Below are 16,318 nucleotides of genomic sequence, written 5' to 3'. Positions count from 1 at the left end.
TCCTCACTGTGCCCGCGGGAAGGGGAGAGCCGTGGGCGGACGACGGTTTGTGCGCGTCGGAGTCGTCTTCGCGGCCGGTGTCGTGGTGTGCGGGTGCAGCTCGTCCGGCGAAAAGGCGGAGACGCCCGGGCTCGCCGACCGCGGCACGGTGTTCACCACGGTCAAGCCGGCCCGGCAGGATCTGACCAACCGGATCAGCCTGAGCGGCAAGGTGACCATCAACCCGGTCTTCGGCGTCGTGGCGCCGGTTGACGGGGAGCTTCGGTGGCTCGACAAGCGGCCGTCGAAGACGCCGGCCACGCGGCCGCTGTGGGTGGCCTCGGTCTGGGACGACGGCGTGCCGCGGCGGGTGGAGATTCCGAAGGACTCGACGCTGGCCGGGCGGCTCATGGACGACCATGCCGACGTCACCAGGGGCATGCCGGTGGTGTCGGCGCGGTACGCGGGTTACGGGATCGTCGCCGACATCGACAGCGGTCAGGCGTACCGGATCTCGGGCGCGGTGCAGAACGTGCGCGGGCAGATCAAGAACGGGCCCGGGCCGTTCGACTGCGAGGCGCTCGGGACGATCGCGGCGCTGCCGGCCGGGACGATCCCGGAACCACCACCCCCGGCCACGACGGCGCCGGCCGCGAACCCCTCCGGCGCGCCGGCCGTGGTGACCGAGCCGGAGCCGGAGGCGCCCGGTCAAGATGCGGGGTCCGAGGCGACCGGCCTGCGCCTGGTCTGCACGGCCCCCGAGGACGTCAAGCTGATCAACGGCGCGGCGGTCACCCTCGACGTGGTCACCGCCAAGGCCTCGCACGTGCTGGTGCTGCCGGTCGAGGCGGTGGCCGGCATCCAGGGCAAGGGCAAGGTCGACGTGGTCGGGCCGGACCAGACCCGCAAGACCGTCGACGTGACGCTCGGCCTCACCGACGGCAAGGTCGTCGAGATTCGCAAGGGCCTCAAGGGCGACGAGACCATCGCCGTGCCCGGTCCCGATCTGCCGACCGCCGCGCCGCAGCCGGACGACCAGGGCGGCTCGGGGGCGCCGGGATGAGCGACGAGCTGATCCGGCTGACCGGCATCACGAAAGTGCTGAAGGGACAGAAGGAGCCGCGCACCATCCTCGACGGCGTCGACCTGACCGTACGCCCGGGCGAGAGCGTCGCCATCGTCGGCCGCTCCGGCTCGGGCAAGAGCACGCTGCTCAGCGTCATCGGCCTGTTCGACCGTCCGGACGCCGGCAGCTACCACCTGGCCGGGCAGGACATCAGCCGGCTGCCCGAGCGGCGGGCGGCCAAGCTGCGCAGCTCCCACTTCGGCTTCGTGTTCCAGCGGTTCTTCCTGCTCAAGCACCTCACCGCGGCGCAGAACGTGTCGATGGCGCTGGTCAACGGCCAGGGCTGGCTGCCCCGGCGGGAGCGGCGGCGACGCGTGCTCAAGGCCCTCGACCAGGTCGGCATCGCGCATCTGGCGAAGAGCCGCCCGGCGAAGATGTCCGGGGGCGAGCAGCAGCGGGTGGCGATCGCGCGGGCGCTCGTACGGGAACCGAAGATCTTGCTGGCCGATGAGCCGACCGGAGCGCTGGACACCGAGACCGGGACCCTGGTGATCGATGCGCTGCTGGGAGCGACCGAGCGCGGGTGCGGCCTGGTGCTGGTGACGCACGACCGGGATCACGCCGCACGCATGGGCCGGATCCTCGACCTGGTGGACGGCGTGCTCACGGAACGGGTCCCGGCATGAGGCGGCTCTCCGGGCGTACCCGATCGTCCTTGATCATTGGCATCCAGGGCATCCGGGCCCGCAAGCTTCGCACCCTGCTCTCGATGGTCAGTCTGTTCCTCGGCGTTCTCGCCGTGGTGGTCGTGCAGGCCGGCGCCAGCATCGCCGAGCACGCGCTGCTCGCCGACGTCGAGCTGACCGACGGCATCGAGGGCACGCACGTGATGGACATGGGTCCGCAGCCGGGCGTCACCGACATCGTGGTGAGCACGGTGGCCGGCCGGTCCGACGCGGTGGCGGCGATGGGCACCCAGGCGATCATCGGCGAGCCCGGCGTCCGGCCGGTCAACGAGGGCGGCTCGCCGATCGACGAGGACTGGGGCTCGCCGCAGACCTGTGACGCGGCCGGGAACTGTCAGGGTCCGAGCGGACCGAAAGGCGAGGCGGTCGAGGTACGCCTGACGGCGCTGACCGGGGACATCCGGGTGTTCCGGCCCTTCCGGCTCGAGTCCGGGCGGTGGCTCGACTTCGGCACGCTGCCCGCGATGGCGCCGCATCTGGTGCTCAACAAGGAGGCGGCGAAGGGGTTCGAGCGTCACCACGTGCCGGCCGAGATGCGCGTGGGCGGGGCGGCCGCGAACCTGACGCCGCAGTTCATCGGCGTGGTCGACGACGGAGATCAACAACCCCGGGCTTACGTACGTCTTGACGAGCTCACCAACTGGCTCCCGCCGGCCGGCTTCTCCGACCCCACCTACGGCGGCGGCGAGTTGCGGGTGCTGATGACGCCCGCGACCCCGGCCGAGAAGGTGCTGTCGGCCAAGCTCAAGGGCATCGGCGCCGAGCCGTACGTGTCGACGATCAACTCCAAGAAGGAGCGTGAGAAGGAGCTCGCGCTGATGCGGCTGATCTTCTTCTCGATGGCCGGCCTGGTGCTGCTCATCGGCGTGGCCGGCATCCTCAACGTCGGCCTCGCCACGGTCGGCGAGCGGGTCGAGGAGTTCGCCCTGCGCCGGGCCGTCGGCACGCCGCGTGCGCTGCTGGCCGGCATCGTGCTGTCCGAGACCCTGCTGACCGGCCTGCTGACGGCCGCCGCGGCGATCGGCGTGAGCGCGGCCGGCCTCAAGGTCGTCTCGTCGCTGGTCGGCCATTCCGAGCCGCTGCTGCAGAACGTGCAGTTCCCGTGGGAGGCCGGCGTGGCCGGCATCATCGCCGGGATCGTGGCCGGCATCCTCGGCGGCTTCGTCCCCGCGTTACGGGCGGCCCGCATCCCGATCGCAACGGTGATGCGCGCCTAGGCCGCTGCTGCTCAGCGTTCTGCGGTGGAGGGGCCGACGTTGCGGTCCAGCCACTCCCGCAGCGGCCGGCTCGCCCGCAGGAACTCGACGATCCGCTTCTGCGCGGCGGCCGTGCCCAGCCAGGCGGCCGGCTCCCAGTCCTTCCAGGTGGTGAGGCCCTTGTGGCGCAGCAGGTCGATCCGCGGGTGGTCCTTCGGATAGCCGCGCGGCGCCGTCTTCAGGCTGCCGTGCCCGACCACGTCGATCCGCTGCGCCGCGATCGACTCGATCAGCCGCTCCAGCTCGGCGCCGACCACGTCGTTGGCGACCGCCCGCCGATAGCGCTCCAGCTGGTCGGGCGCCATCTGGTACATCCCGCTGCCGGCCGCCAGACCGTCGCCGGACAACTGGATGTATCCGCCGTACGAGAGCCAGGCGCCCATGTGCGTCTTGTACGGCGTCTTGTCGGCGCTGAACCGGACGTCGCGGTACGGGCGGAAGATCTTGCCCGGGCCGAACTCCGGCTCCAGCGCCGCCAGCAGCGCCAGCATCGGCTCGCGCACCTGCTTCTCGTACAGCTCGAGGTGCGCCGTCCAATAGGTCTTTGAATTGTCCGCCTCGAGCCCGTCGAAGAACTCGAGCGCCTCACTCGGCCACCCACGAAATGTCACGGTCGAATTCTAGGAGTCGCTAGGGTTCTGCCATGTGGGCCGAACCGGAGCCGGACTGCTCGCTCGGGCGGCGACCCGAGTCTGTGGTGGGGTGCGCCGTACACGCCGGTGGTCCGCCGCGACATCGCGACCAGCACGGGCGAGGAGGACTTCGTCATGGACTGCAATTGCGGGAGCTCGCTGTGCCGCGACCACTGGGTGCCCGGGCTGATCGAGCGGATGCGCCCATGCTGACCGGCTGCCTGATCGCCGAGAGCCTGCGGGTCGGATCGGAGCTGTCGCTGCCATCCGGCGTACAGATCACCCGCATCTCCCGCCAGGACGTATCGGGCTCGACGACCGCGGCCCAGCCCGACCTCTGGACGCTGATCTACTTCGCCGCGCCGGCCGAACGGGCGGGGGAGCTGGCCGAGATGCTGGCGGCGGCGCTGTCGGGCGACCATGGGGGTTGGTACGCCGATTTCAGCGACGGGCGTACGCACACGGTCGTCTTCCCGGGCCGTGTTTTCACCTACCGGGTCGGAGATGCGGAGGGTCGCGCGGAGGCGGTCGACTACGGGCGGCGAGCCGGAATCCCGGAGAGTCAGCTCGATTGGGGAGATTAGCTTGTGGACGGCCCCCGGGAATTGTCGTAGCCCGGCCGTATAGTCGCCCCACCCAGTGAACGGGTGGGGTTTGGTAGGGCGTGGGTGGGCCGGCTGGCGGTGCGCCGGCGACCGGGTGCGGGCGGGACTGGCGGAACCGGCTGGCCCCGCGCGCGCCGCAGGGCGGAGCGGACGCGCATGCGGGGCAGGCGCCGGCGGGTCGATCAGCCGGCGACGGTCAGGTGGAACGGGACCGATGCTGCCTCGGGTTCGCCGGAGATCGGCCTGGCGGTGATGATGACCGGGGCGGCGTCGGCGCGTGCCACGCGGGACGTGGTCAGGATCAGGACTGCTACGCCGCCCAGTCGGGGCGTCAGAGGGTAGAACTCGACGGCCACGCCGCGCGGCAGGCCGTCTACGCCCAGCCGCACGCGGGTCTGCTGTAGGCGGGGCGGGGCTCGGAACGTGACCAGCACAGCCGCCATCGCGCCGCTGGAGACCTCGGCCGCTGCGGGGTCCAGGGCCATCGTGTACTCGTCGTGCCGCACGGCAGCTCCCGGGAGGGTGCGCGAGACGGGCGGGTGAGCAGCTGGAACGGGCGGGTGAGCAGCTGGAACGGGCGGGTGAGCAGCTGGACGGGCGGGGTGAGCAGCTGGAACGGGCGGCCGGCACCCCAGGCCGGCCGCCCGAAGGGTCGCGCGCAGGCAGAGTTAGCCGTGTGCGGCGGTTGAAACCTCTACTGCCGGGCGATTCTCGGCGACCGGTGAGCGGCGTGCCGCCCAGCCGAACAGGGCCATCGCCGGCAGCAGGAACAGGCCCGCCACCGAGATGCCCGCGCCCAGCGATGTGCGGGCGGCGACCACGCCCACCGGCGGGCCGCCGGCGATCTGGCCCAGCGCGTCGGCCTGGGACTGGATCGAGAAGACCGTGGCCCGCGAGGACGGGGCCGTGGCCGAGACCAGCCAGACGTTCAGGATCGGGGCCGACGTGTCGCGCAGCAGGCGCACCAGCAGGTAGAGCGGCACCGCCACCCACCACTGGCCGGCCAGGCCGAAACAAATCATGCCGGCCGCCGTGACCGCCTGGACGACCGCGAGCAGCCGGCCGACCCGGCGCGGGTGGGACATGTCGAGGCGGCGACCGATCAGGCCGGTTGCGCCGATCGCGCCGAGCGACGCGATCACCGCCAGCGCGCCGAAGACCACGGGGCGGTCACCGACGTACGGGATCAGGAACGGCTGGCTGAGCCGGTCGAAGCCCTCGCTGCTCAGGCCCGCGAAGAACGTGCCCGCCACCAGGCCGGTCAGCAGCGCGCTGCCCCGGACGGCACGCCCGCCGGCGACGACCTGGCGGCCCATCGAGCGCCACGCCCCGACGGCGACGGAGCCCGGAGAGCCGGCAGAGCCCGGAGAGCCGGCAGAGCCCGGAGAGCCCGAGCCGGCAGAGCCCGGAGAGCCCGAGCCAGCAGAGCCGGCGGAGCCGGGCGACCAGCGGTCCTCCGTCATGAAGAGCATCAGCAGTGCGCCGAGAGCCAGCGTCAGCACGCCGCCGGCCACGATCGGCACGGCCAGCCCGAAAGTCGCCAGCCCGACCGCCGCGAGGATGCCGAGCAGCGAGCCGGCCTGGTTGATCTGACCGCCGCGCACGAAGGCGGACGTGACCCGGCCGGGTTCGATCTCGTCGGCGGCCCAGGCCTCCTCGGCGCCGTCGACGCAGACCGCGCCGATCGACCAGATCACGGTGGCCGCGACGATGCCGGCGAACGACGGGACGAGGCCCCACACCAGCAGGCCGGCGCCCATCAGCAGGTAGCCGATGATGACCGACAGCCGGCGGCTGACCACGTCCGCGATCACGCCGGTGGGCACCTGGGCGATGAAGCAGACCGTCTCCATCACGGTGCCGACCAGCACGAGCTGCAGCGGCGACAGCCCGACGACGGTGGCCTGATAGATCAGGTTGAGGGTGAAGGCGACCTTGCCCGCGAACGAGCCGAGGCCGCAGATGAGCAGATAGAGCCGATAGGACGACATGCGGGAACTCCGGGATCGAGATGTCCCGGCGCCTGGAGGTACGCGTCGCTCGCTAGAGGGTCATCAGCCCGGCAGACCGCGCACAGCACCGGAGGGACACACGATGGAGTGCGCAGTTGTCATGGCCGAGAGTCTCCCGGCGGCTCGCGGCGGCTGTCAAACGAATTACGAGCCGACGAAGACCTGCGTGGGCGGCGGGAAGGCGTTGAACGAGGTGGCGTACGAGAGCGTGTACGCGCCGGCCGACCCGAAGTACACGACGTCTCCCACCGTCAGCGTGCCCGGCAGCAGAACACCGTGCGCGAAGGTGTCGGCGCTGTCGCACGTCGGACCGCACAGCGTGTACGGCAGCAGGTCGTCCGAGGGCCGGGACGTCCACATCGGATAGGTCCAGCCGCCCGGGATCTGCAGCGGCTCGGCCATCCCGTGAAACGCGCCGACCTCGAGGTAGAGCCAGTTCTCGTCGCCGCGCTCGGCCCGGCCGACGACCGCGGCGGCCAGCACGCCGGCCTCGGCGACCAGGAAACGGCCGGGTTCGGCGGCGATCAGGTCGGGCCGGTACGGCAAGTCGACGATCTCCTTGGCGATGATCTCGCCGATCTCCTCGATCGGGGGAGCGCCGGCGACGTACGAGGCCGGGAAGCCCCCGCCGAGGTCCACCATCTCCAGCTCGATGCCGTCGGCGAGCAGCATCTCCATCAGGGTTCCGGCCGCGCGGATCGCGGTCCGCCAGGCCTCGGTGCTCTCGCATTGGGAGCCGACGTGGAAGGTGACCCCGTACGGCCGGAGGCCGAGCCGCTGAGCGAGAAGCAGCAGGTGGTACGCGTCCTCGACGTCGGTGCCGAACTTGCCGGACAGCGGAAAGTGGCTGGTGCTGTCGTCGACCCGCAGGCGTACGTAGACGGCCGCCCCGGGCGCGAGCTCGGAGATCTTGGCCAGCTCGCCGGGGGAGTCGGCGCCGAACCGCCACACGCCGGCGGCGGCCGCGGCCTCGATGTGGGCCGGCGGCTTGATCGGGTTGCTGTAGAGCACGCCGGCCGGGTCGACGCCGATGGCCTGCAGCGCCCGCAGCTCGCCGAGCGAGGCGATCTCGAAGCCGGCGCCACGGGACCGCAGAGCGCGCAGGATCTCCGGGGCCGGGTTGCACTTCATCGCATAAAACACCGAAATTTCGGGCAGGGCGCCCACTAACTGGTCGTATCGGGAGCCGACCTGGGAAAGATCGGTCACCAGGCAGGGGGTCTCCGGAGACACGGGGGCAAGCTCCTTACTGAGTGGAAACGGCGAGGAACAAGGCTCCAGCCTCATCGGCCGGCACCGGGCGCGAGAAGTAGTAACCCTGCGCGAAGTGGCAGCCCATCTCCCGCAGCGCCGCCAGCTGGCCGAACTCCTCGATCCCCTCGGCCACGGTGGCCATGCCGAGGCTCTTGCCCAGCTGCACGATCGTGTCGGCGAGCGCGGTGTCGTCGGTGAGGGCGCCGAGCCGCTCGACGAACGACCGGTCGATCTTGAGGGTGTCGACCGGGAACCGGCGCAGGTACGCCAGCGACGAATATCCCGTACCGAAATCGTCGATGGCCAGCGTGATGCCCAGCGCCTTGAGCCGCAGCAGTTGCTCGAGGTTGTCGTCGGTGTCGGTCATCAGCACGCTCTCGGTCATCTCGAGGCAGAGCTGGTCGGCCGGCATGCCGGTCTCGGCGAGGATGCCGGCCACCACGTCGACCAGGTCGGCCCGGTCGAACTGGCGCACCGACACGTTCACCGCCATCTTCACCGGGCGGCCGCCGGCCCGTGACGACCACTCCACGGCCTGCCGGCACGCCTCGCGCAGCACCCAGCGGCCGAGCGGCACGATGAGGCCGGTCGCCTCCGCGATCGGGATGAACTCGGCCGGTGGGATCATGCCGCGCGACGGGTGCTGCCAGCGGGCGAGCGCCTCGAAGCCGATCACCTCGCTGCTGGCCAGGTCGACCGTGGGCTGGTAGTGCAGGTGCAGCTGGCCGCGTTCGAGGGCGACCCGCAGGTCGGCCTCGAGCTCGAGGCGGGAGACCAGGCCGGCCAGCATGTCCGGGTGGTAGGTGGCGAAGCATCCGCCGCCGGCCGACTTCGCCTTGTACATGGCCAGGTCGGCGTTGCGCATGAGCTGCTCGGCGCCGTCGCCGCCGGTCGCGCCGAGGACGCGGGCCGAGGCCAGGCCGATGCTCGCCTGCACGTGGATGTCGCGGGTCTCGCTGCCGAACGGCTTCTCGAGCACCTCGACGATCCGGCGGGCGACCTGCTCGGCGTCGTCGGCGTCGCCGACCGCCTCGATCAGCACCGCGAACTCGTCGCCGCCGAAGCGAGCCACCACGTCGCCCTCGCGCACCGAGGCGCGCAGCCTGTCGGCGACCTGCACCAGCAGCTGGTCGCCGGCGAGGTGGCCGAGGCTGTCGTTGACCTCCTTGAAGCCGTCGAGGTCGAGGAAGAGCACGGTGACGTCGTCCTCCGGGCCGCGGCGGCGCAGCGCCTCGGCGACCCGCTCGCGGAACAGGGCCCGGTTGGCCAGCTGGGTGAGCGCGTCGTGGTACGCCTCGTGCACCAGCTGGTCCTGCAGTTGCTTGCGCTCGCTGATGTCGCGGGTGTTGAGCACCAGGCCGGCCACGCTCGGGTCGGACAGCAGGTTCGTGATGGTCATCTCGGCCTGGCGCAGGCGGCCGTCCCGGTGCTGCACGGACAGCTCGAGCACGGTCGTCGCGTACGGCCGGCCGGCGACCTGCCGCAGCGCCTGGGCGAGCCGGACGGCGGACTCGGGGTCGACCAGCTTGGTCAGGCGGCGGCCGGTCAGCACGTGCGCCGGGTAGCCGAAGACGCGCTGCACCGACTCGCTCTGGTAGAGCACGTCGGCCTCGGGCGAGACCACGGTGACCACGTCCGAGCTGTGCTGCACGAGCGCGTGGAACCGCTGCTCGCTGGCGAACAGCTCGGCCGTGCGGTCGGCGACGCGGGCCTCGAGCGTACGGGTGAGGTTGCGGTTCTCGCGCAGGGTTAGCAGCTGACGGCCGACGATCAACAAGATCAGGGCGGAGCGGGTGTACGCGACGAAGAGGCTGCTGTGCCCGGTCTTGGCGTACCAGACGACGGTGGTGAGCAGGGCCGCCAGCACGGCGACGTAGGGCAGCAGGATGCCGACCGGCTGACCGTCGGCCGCGGCCGGCCCGTCACCCTCGGCGCGGGCCGGGACCGGCTTGGCCGCCGCCAGCAGGATCAGCATGAAGCCCGTGAACCAGCCGATGTCGGTGACGCCGCCGGACGCGTACATGCCGATGAGGTTGAGGTAGGCGTAGCAGATGTCGGAGGCGGCGAAGGCTACCACCCCGCCGCCGACCAGGACCAGCTGACCGAAGGTCCGGCCGTCCCGGCGCTGCTGGGCGAGCATGTAGATGACGATCGTGATGGTCACGATGTCGCCGAGCGGGTAGGCCAGGCTCACGTAGAGCGCGACCGCGGTGTCCTTGCCCTCGCTCAGCAACGGCGAGACGACCCAGATCCAGGCGATCAGGCTGAGTGACGCGGCGACCATCAGGCCGTCGAGCACGCTGCGGACCCGGTTGGCCAGCGCCTGCGTGCTGCTCGGCAGGATCAGCAGTCCGGCCGGGGTGAGCAGGACCATGCCGATGTAGCCGAGGTCGGCGGGGGAGGGGAACGGCGCCGCCTCGCCCCGGAACGTCTCGAGGTAGACCCAGGTCCACTGGCCGAGGCCCCAGCTGAGCACGCCGAGGCCGACGAAGGCCCAGCCCCAGCGCATCCGGCCACGGAACGAGCGGGCGCGGCCGAGGCAGGCCACGGCCGCGGCGAGCGCGCCGAGGCAGAGGCCGAAGTTGGAGACCGACTGCGAGAACCGGGGCCCGCCCACCGCCGTGCTGAGCAGCAGCGCGAACAGGAGAACCAGCGTGCCCACGATCAGGCACAGCCGCGGCCAGCGGCCCAGCGCGACCGGGGCCGTGGCCCGCGGTTCGTTCATGCCTGCCATCAGACTCGTCTCCGGTCAGCCCTTGGTCGTTGTCTTCGAGATCGGGATCACGCGCCCGGCCTTGAGGATTTCGGCGGGCAAAGCCGGTGCGGCCGGGTGCAAATCGGGAGTGCTTCATTGACTTCGGTCACTGGCTGGCGACAACGTTGTCACCGGGAGATCAATGCCGTCACAGGCAACACCTTCCCGGGGGGCGAGCGCGCCGTTCGGCGTGGTGCAGGTCAGCCGGACACCGGCGAACGCCGAGCTCACCGCGACGCCGCGCACCGGCTGGCAGCGCTACACCTTCCCGGCCGCGATCGAGGGCCGGGTGCACGCCGGCAACTTCTGCGCCGGCAAGGACGACTACACCGTCTTCTTCACCGCCCGGTTCGACCGCCCGTTCGCCTCGTTCGGCACCTCCACTTACCGCGACGTCGTGCTCAAAGCCGGCCGCTCCTACACCGGTCCGGCCGGCGCCCGGGCCAATCTCGCCGCCGAGACCGGCGACGTCGACGGCTCGTACACCGGCTTCGACCGCAAGGTGCACCGGGCCGAGGGCTACACGCCGTACCAGAACCTCTCGCTGTGGGAAACCTACCGGCCGCAGAACCAGCTGCTCGAGCTGCTGACCCCCGCGGGTGGCGCGGGACGTGGCGCTGTCCGTGGTGGCGATCGGGCGCGACGGCGGATGGCTGCCGCGGTGGGCGCTGGCCGACAGCGACACCAACATCATGACCGGCTATCCGGTGACCCCGTTCCGGCCGCCCGCGGACTCGCCGTACAACGGGCGGACCGCGCTCTTCGCGCGGCGTGGCCAGCGGTGCCGCAGGATCGGGCGGGACTGGTGGGGCTGACGGGCGGGCGGAAGGCCACCGAGAAGAGGCTGGACGGCAGCTCACGATCACCGGGCCCGGCGCCTCCGACACCAACCGCTACATCCAGCGGGTCCGGGTCAACGGCCACTCGCTGACCCGGAGCTGGATCCCGTGGTCGGCGATCGCCTCGGGCGGCGCGGTCGCGCACACGGTCGGCGACCAGCCGTCGTCGTGGCGCACGGCGGCGGCCGACCAGCCGCCCTCGGTCAACCGGGCGCCCGCCGACGACCGCACCCGCCTGGACGCGTCGCTGCGGCCGGCGAGTGCGGCGCTGCCGCCCGGTGGCAGCGCGACTCTGACCGTCGACATCGTGGGCCAGGCGCCCGGCGTCCTCTTCCCGCGCGTGTCGGCGACCGCGCCGGCGGGCTGGACGGTCTCGGTCGAGCAGCTGAAGCCGATCGTCTCGCGGCCGCGCCGAACCTCTACCTGTACGCGCTTTCGCCGGTCGGCTAGGAGACCCAGCCGTACAGGTGCTCGACATGGATGCGGACGACCAGCCGGCCGTCCGCCACCATGGCCCGGCGGTAGTCGTCCCAGTCCGGGTGCTCGTGGCCGGTGATCAGCCGATAGACCTCGATCAGCTCCTCCACGACGGCGTCGTCGAGGGCCCAGGAGACCGCGCTGAGCTCGGCGGTGCCCTCGGCGACCGCGTAGCCGTGCCCGTCCGGCGCCGTGACCTTCATGCTCACCCGGGGATCGCGGCGCAGGTTGTGCACCTTGGCCAGCGCCGTACGGGTGGAGAAGCGAACAACCCGATCGGCGGCGAAGTAGCTGACGTCCGACAGCTGCGGCCGCCCATCCTTCTTGATCGTCGCCACCGTACCCAGCCGTCCCGCGGCGATGACGCCCCAGAGCAGATCCTCAGCCATGATCCGACCTTACGGCAATCGCCCCTTCTGTCCCGCGGGCGCCGGCATAGTGTCGGGGCGGACGGATCGGGCCTCTCCCGGTCGGTGTGCGATTGCGTGTGTTGGTCATGGCCTCTCCGGCGGTTCCCGAATGGCTCGTGGCGTGGTGCCGCAAACATCTCGGCTCGGTGCCCTCCGACGTGCTGCTTGTGTCCGAGCACATGTCCGAGGTCTACGGGCTGCGCCTGGCCGACGGCCGCGAGGTGGCGGTCAAGGCCCGGCCCGACCAGAGCGGGCGCGAGGCGACCTGCGTCGAGGTGCAGCGCTTCCTCGCGCTCAACGGCTATCCTGCCGCCGCGCCGGTCACCGGCGTGACCGTGACCGGCGGCCGGGCGATCCACGCCGAGGAGTGGCGGCCGGGCGGTGAGCTGTCGCGCGATGACTCTCCCGCGGCCGCGGTCCGCTACGCCACCGGGCTCGCGCGGCTGGTCGGCCTGGCCGCCGGCGTCGAGGTGGGCGGTTCGGCGCCGGGCGCGGTCGAGCCGCCGCTGCCCAATCCGGAGTGGACCCGCTGGGACCACGACGAGCCCGGCCCGTGGCCGCGCAATCCGCACCACGACGGCCGTGACGAGAGCCTGGTTCCGGCGTACGTGGTGGACGCCGCCCGCCGGGTGCGCGAGCGGCTGGCCGGGACGTGGCTGCCGCGCGTGCTCGGGCACGCCGACTGGGAGTCGCAGAACATCCGCTGGGACGGCGACCGGCTGCACGCGGTGCACGATTGGGACAGCCTGGCCTGGCTGCCCGAGGCCGCGATCGCCGGGGCCGCCTCCGGGGCGTTCGGCAGCTACGCCGAGCCGACGCTGACCCCGGTCGAGTCGTCGGCGGCGTTCCTCGATGCCTACCAGAAGGAGCGGCGCGGCTTCTCGGACGAGGAGATCGAGGTGGCGTGGGCGGCGAGCCTCTGGCTCGCGCTGCACAACGCGCGGGGTGAGGCGTTGCACCGTCAGCCGCCGGTGGCGCTCATCGCCGTACGGGAACAGGTCGATGAACGCCTACGCCTGGCCGGCGCCTGAGGTCCGGTCCGGCAGCGACGCCAGCCACCGCTCGACCTCGCGCGGCGAACGCAGCAGAACCGTTTCCGGGAAATCCGGGTGCGCTGCCCACAGCCGCATCCGCGCGCGCTTGCGCTTGAACGACTTGAAGTGCCACAGCAGCAGCGACTCGCGGTCGAGGAACGTGCCCCGCCACGACTCGGTGTTGCCGTTGCAGATCGGTTCCCGGGTGACGAGCCGGACCAGCGTGCGCCGCAGCAGCCGCCCGAACGAACGCCAGCGCGGCAGATCGAGACCCACGATCAGGTCGGCGCGGCCGAGCGGGATGTCGACCCAGATCCCGTACGCGGAATCGATCACCCACTCCGTGCCGGCGCAGATCTCGCGCACCCGGTCGCGTTGCAGCTCCTCGCGCACCGGCACCCAGCCCGGCTCCCAGGCCAGGTCGTCGATCGAGTGATAGGGCAGGGCGAGCCGCCGCCCGAGGCGCCGGGCCAGGGTCGACTTGCCGGAGCCGGTCACGCCGTAGACCAGAATCCGCCGCACCCGGCCACCTTACGATCGGACGCGTGACCGTGGTGCACGCATGCCTACGCGACGGCGAAGGTGGAAGCCCGACCGTCGTGCTCTTCGAAGACGAGGGCGAGTGGTCCGATGTGGACCGTTGCCGGGAGCCGGTCGTGGCCGGGACCTCGCACGCGGTGTTCATCGGCCCCGATCTCTCGTTGCGCTTCTTCACCGCCGCGGGGGAGTTGCCGGCGTGCGGGCACGGGACGGTCGCGGCTCTGGCGCTGCTCGCCGATCGAACCGGTCGCCGTGAGCAGCTGCTGAAGGTCGGTGGCCGCAGCTTCCGGGGCCACGTGGATGCTGCCGATGGCGCCGACCGCGCCGACCGCGCCGACCGCGCCGACTGCGCCGACTGCGCCGACCGCGCCGGCCGCGCCGACCGCGCCGGCTCTGTCGGCCGCGCCGGCTCCGTCGGCCTGGTGGCCGCCGGCTTCGACCCGGGTCCGATCGGCCTCGCCCCTCCGCCGGACATTTCCGAAATATCCGCGGCAATCGGCTCGAAGGCGGCGGGCGAAGTTCGAATGGCCACGCTCGGGCGGCCCCGCATCCTGTTTCCGGTGGCCGACCCCGCCGCCGTCGCCGCGCTCACGCCCGACCTCGACCGGCTGCGGGCCGAGACCGACCGGCTCGGGCTGCTGGGCGTCTATGTCTACTCGGTGCCCGACGGCGGGGGCCGGGTCGCCGCGCGGATGTTCGCGCCGTCCATCGGCGTACCGGAAGACATCGCCAACGCCAACAGCACCGCCTGCCTGGCCGCCCACCTGGGTTGCGCCGTGCGCGCGGACATGGGCGACGCCCTCGGGAGCCCGGCCACCGTGACCGCCGCACCCGGCCCGGAGGGAGTCCGGGTCGGCGGCATCGCCCGCTGCTAGTGGGCTACCGGGCGCGATCAGGAGCCGGCCAGGCCGTCCTCGAAGGCGACGATCACCAGCTGGACCCGGTCGCGGACGCCGAGCTTCGCGATCGCCCTCGTGATGTGCGTCTTGGCCGTCAGCGGGCTGATCACCAGCTCGCGGGCGATCTCCTCGTTGGACAGTCCGGCCGCCACCAGGCCGACCACCTCGCGCTCCCGGTCGGTCAGCACCGCCAGGCGGTCGCCGCCGGGGGTGGCGGCGGCCAGGACCGGGCGGTGCGCGAACTGGCCGACCACCCGGCGGGTCACGCTCGGCGACAGCAGCGCATCGCCCGCCGCCACCACCCGGACCGCCTGGCGCAGGCCGTCCGGGCCGATCTCCTTGGTCAGGAAGCCGCTCGCGCCGGCCGCCAGCGCCTGGAAGACGTACTCGTCGGTCTCGAACGTGGTGAGGATGATGACGCGGGTCCCGGGCAGCTCGGCCAGCACCGCGCGGGTGGCCGCGATGCCATCGAGGCCGGGCATCCGGATGTCCATCAGGATCACGTCGGGGCGCAGCCGGCGGGCGGTACGCACGGCCTCGTCGCCGGTGGACGCCTCGCCGACGACCACGATGTCCTTGTCGCGCCGCAGCAGACTGCGGAAGCCGGCGCGGACCAGGTGCTGGTCGTCGGCGAGGAGAACCGAGATCGTCATCGGGTTGCCTTTCAGGTGGCGATGGGGATCGTTGCGCGTACGGTGAAACCGGTCTTGCCCGGACCGGCCGTGAGCGCGCCGCCCAGCGCGGCCACCCGCTCCCGCATCCCGGAGATGCCGTGGCCGTCCGCCGTCATCTCCGCGCCCGTGCCGTCGTCCTGCACGTCGACCACCACGCTGGCCGGCGCATAGCGCACGGTGACCGCCACCCGGCTCGCGTTCGCGTGCCGCACGGTGTTGGTGAGCGACTCCTGCACGACCCGATAGACCGCGGTGGCCACCGGCGCCGGGACGTCGGCCGGATCGCCGAACTCGTTCACCGACACCTGTACGCCCGCCGCCCGCACCTGCTCGGCCAGCCGCTCCAGGCCGGTCAGGTCGTCGGTCGGCGCCGCGATCGCCGAACCCTCGCGCAGCACGCCGACCAGCGACTTCAGGTCGGTCATCGCCCGGCCGCGCACCTCCTGCGCCAGGCGGAGCGACTCGCGGGCCTCGGCCGGGTCGGAGTCGAAGGCGTCCAGCGCCACGTTCAGGTGCACGCCGACCACCGCGAGCGTGTGCGACACGACGTCGTGCAGGTCACGGGCGATGCCGACCCGCTCCTCGGCCCGCCGCCGCCGGGCGTCCAGCTCGCGCTCGTGCTCGTCCTGGGCGAGCCGGTGCGCCACCTCGCCCTGCCAGCGCAGCGTGTTGCGATAGGCGGTGGCCGCGCCCAGCACCGCGGCCAGCCACAGCGCCTCGCCGCCGACATGGCCGATCGCCCAGTCGACGCCGTGCTGCTGGTCGGCGAACCCGTCCCAGGCCAGGCCCACGAGCAGCCCCAGCCCGGCCGTGATGACGGCCGGTCGCAGCCGGCCGGCCAGCGCCAGCGCCACGAGGGCGGCCGTCGACGGCCACACCCAGCCGGACTCGACCAGGCTGCCGCCGCGGAAGGCGGCCACGCACAGGATCTGCACGATGAGCACGGTCAGCGGCCACCGGCCGATCGCGAGCGTGAACAGGGCGAGCCACAAGGCGAGCGTCGTGGTCATGACCGTCTGGGTGTTGCCGCCGGTGATCGCCAGGCCGGCGGGCACACCCACGAGAGTGAGCAGGGATGCTACGACCGTCGATGTCCTTGTCATGACCGGAACGTTATTTTCCGAGGTGGCAGCCCCGCGT

17 protein-coding genes are annotated in these 16,318 nt (G+C 72.1%); 8 read left to right on the top strand and 9 right to left on the bottom strand.

Annotated features, from left to right (window positions below; genetic code table 11):
- The first annotated feature begins 31 nt into the window (after nucleotides 1–31).
- Genes ACQP2F_RS37345 through ACQP2F_RS37335 form a run of 3 tightly spaced genes read left to right on the top strand, consistent with a single transcriptional unit; the run spans nucleotide 32 to nucleotide 3,008 of the window.
- Complete coding sequence (locus ACQP2F_RS37345) at nucleotides 32–1,042, top strand: efflux RND transporter periplasmic adaptor subunit (RefSeq protein WP_433296022.1); 1,011 nt, start codon at nucleotides 32–34, stop codon at nucleotides 1,040–1,042.
- Nucleotides 1,039–1,731 carry an ABC transporter ATP-binding protein gene (locus ACQP2F_RS37340; protein ID WP_433296020.1) on the top strand — a complete coding sequence of 231 codons (693 nt, stop codon included), beginning with the start codon at nucleotides 1,039–1,041 and terminating at the stop codon, nucleotides 1,729–1,731. Before ACQP2F_RS37345 ends, ACQP2F_RS37340 begins: the two co-directional genes overlap by 4 nt.
- 29 nt (nucleotides 1,732–1,760) lie before the next feature.
- Entirely contained in the window at nucleotides 1,761–3,008 is a 1,248-nt protein-coding gene (locus ACQP2F_RS37335; protein ID WP_433296018.1) for an ABC transporter permease, read from the top strand.
- Nucleotides 3,009–3,019: 11 nt separating this feature from the next.
- Here the strand turns inward: ACQP2F_RS37335 and ACQP2F_RS37330 are convergent, their stop codons facing one another.
- Nucleotides 3,020–3,658 (bottom strand): DUF2461 domain-containing protein, encoded by a 639-nt coding sequence (locus tag ACQP2F_RS37330; RefSeq protein ID WP_433296016.1) that lies wholly within the window; start codon nucleotides 3,656–3,658, stop codon nucleotides 3,020–3,022.
- A 227-nt stretch (nucleotides 3,659–3,885) separates the two neighbouring features.
- Here ACQP2F_RS37330 and ACQP2F_RS37325 point away from each other — a divergent pair, with 227 nt between their 5' ends.
- Nucleotides 3,886–4,263, top strand: a complete 378-nt coding sequence (locus tag ACQP2F_RS37325) for a hypothetical protein (RefSeq protein WP_433296014.1) — start codon at nucleotides 3,886–3,888, stop codon at nucleotides 4,261–4,263.
- Nucleotides 4,264–4,466: 203 nt separating this feature from the next.
- Here ACQP2F_RS37325 and ACQP2F_RS37320 read toward each other — a convergent pair whose 3' ends face one another.
- The 4 genes from ACQP2F_RS37320 to ACQP2F_RS37305 form a co-directional block, all read right to left on the bottom strand.
- Nucleotides 4,467–4,790, bottom strand: a complete 324-nt coding sequence (locus tag ACQP2F_RS37320) for a hypothetical protein (RefSeq protein WP_433296012.1) — start codon at nucleotides 4,788–4,790, stop codon at nucleotides 4,467–4,469.
- Between the two features lie 162 nt (nucleotides 4,791–4,952).
- On the bottom strand, nucleotides 4,953–6,275 hold the full coding sequence (locus ACQP2F_RS37315) for an MFS transporter (protein ID WP_433296010.1): 1,323 nt from the start codon (nucleotides 6,273–6,275) through the stop codon (nucleotides 4,953–4,955).
- 165 nt (nucleotides 6,276–6,440) lie between these two features.
- Nucleotides 6,441–7,529, bottom strand: a complete 1,089-nt coding sequence (locus ACQP2F_RS37310) for a type III PLP-dependent enzyme (protein ID WP_433296008.1) — start codon at nucleotides 7,527–7,529, stop codon at nucleotides 6,441–6,443.
- A gap of 13 nt (nucleotides 7,530–7,542) precedes the next feature.
- A complete protein-coding gene (locus ACQP2F_RS37305; protein WP_433296006.1) occupies nucleotides 7,543–10,275 on the bottom strand; it encodes a putative bifunctional diguanylate cyclase/phosphodiesterase in 2,733 nt (910 codons plus the stop codon).
- Nucleotides 10,276–10,447: 172 nt separating this feature from the next.
- Here ACQP2F_RS37305 and ACQP2F_RS37300 point away from each other — a divergent pair, with 172 nt between their 5' ends.
- Nucleotides 10,448–11,236 carry a glycoside hydrolase domain-containing protein gene (locus tag ACQP2F_RS37300; protein WP_433296004.1) on the top strand — a complete coding sequence of 263 codons (789 nt, stop codon included), beginning with the start codon at nucleotides 10,448–10,450 and terminating at the stop codon, nucleotides 11,234–11,236.
- Complete coding sequence (locus ACQP2F_RS37295) at nucleotides 11,167–11,700, top strand: hypothetical protein (protein WP_433307743.1); 534 nt, start codon at nucleotides 11,167–11,169, stop codon at nucleotides 11,698–11,700. Before ACQP2F_RS37300 ends, ACQP2F_RS37295 begins: the two co-directional genes overlap by 70 nt.
- Here the strand turns inward: ACQP2F_RS37295 and ACQP2F_RS37290 are convergent.
- Nucleotides 11,591–12,010, bottom strand: coding sequence for a PPOX class F420-dependent oxidoreductase (locus ACQP2F_RS37290; protein ID WP_433296002.1), 420 nt, complete (start codon nucleotides 12,008–12,010; stop codon nucleotides 11,591–11,593). The two genes, ACQP2F_RS37295 and ACQP2F_RS37290, sit on opposite strands and share 110 nt — an antisense overlap.
- A 107-nt stretch (nucleotides 12,011–12,117) precedes the next feature.
- On the opposite strand from ACQP2F_RS37290, the gene ACQP2F_RS37285 reads away from it, so the two are divergent.
- Nucleotides 12,118–13,062: a hypothetical protein gene (locus ACQP2F_RS37285; RefSeq protein ID WP_433296000.1), complete on the top strand. Its 945-nt coding sequence runs from the start codon at nucleotides 12,118–12,120 to the stop codon at nucleotides 13,060–13,062.
- On the opposite strand, the gene ACQP2F_RS37280 is transcribed toward ACQP2F_RS37285, so the two are convergent.
- Nucleotides 13,042–13,587 (bottom strand): AAA family ATPase, encoded by a 546-nt coding sequence (locus tag ACQP2F_RS37280; protein WP_433295998.1) that lies wholly within the window; start codon nucleotides 13,585–13,587, stop codon nucleotides 13,042–13,044. The two genes, ACQP2F_RS37285 and ACQP2F_RS37280, sit on opposite strands and share 21 nt — an antisense overlap.
- Before the next feature lie 23 nt (nucleotides 13,588–13,610).
- Between ACQP2F_RS37280 and ACQP2F_RS37275 the strand changes: the two genes are divergently transcribed.
- The gene (locus ACQP2F_RS37275) at nucleotides 13,611–14,480 is read left to right on the top strand and encodes a PhzF family phenazine biosynthesis protein (RefSeq protein WP_433295996.1); all 870 of its coding nucleotides are present in this window, start codon (nucleotides 13,611–13,613) and stop codon (nucleotides 14,478–14,480) included.
- A 17-nt stretch (nucleotides 14,481–14,497) separates the two neighbouring features.
- Here ACQP2F_RS37275 and ACQP2F_RS37270 read toward each other — a convergent pair whose 3' ends face one another.
- The gene (locus ACQP2F_RS37270) at nucleotides 14,498–15,157 is read right to left on the bottom strand and encodes a response regulator transcription factor (protein ID WP_433295994.1); all 660 of its coding nucleotides are present in this window, start codon (nucleotides 15,155–15,157) and stop codon (nucleotides 14,498–14,500) included.
- 11 nt (nucleotides 15,158–15,168) lie between these two features.
- Nucleotides 15,169–16,281, bottom strand: a complete 1,113-nt coding sequence (locus tag ACQP2F_RS37265; RefSeq protein WP_433295992.1) for a sensor histidine kinase — start codon at nucleotides 16,279–16,281, stop codon at nucleotides 15,169–15,171.
- Nucleotides 16,282–16,318: the final 37 nt, after the last annotated feature.

The organism is Actinoplanes sp. CA-030573, assembly GCF_050951115.1.
GTDB lineage: Bacteria > Actinomycetota > Actinomycetes > Mycobacteriales > Micromonosporaceae > Actinoplanes.
This window is presented reverse-complemented; position numbering and strand designations above follow the sequence as displayed.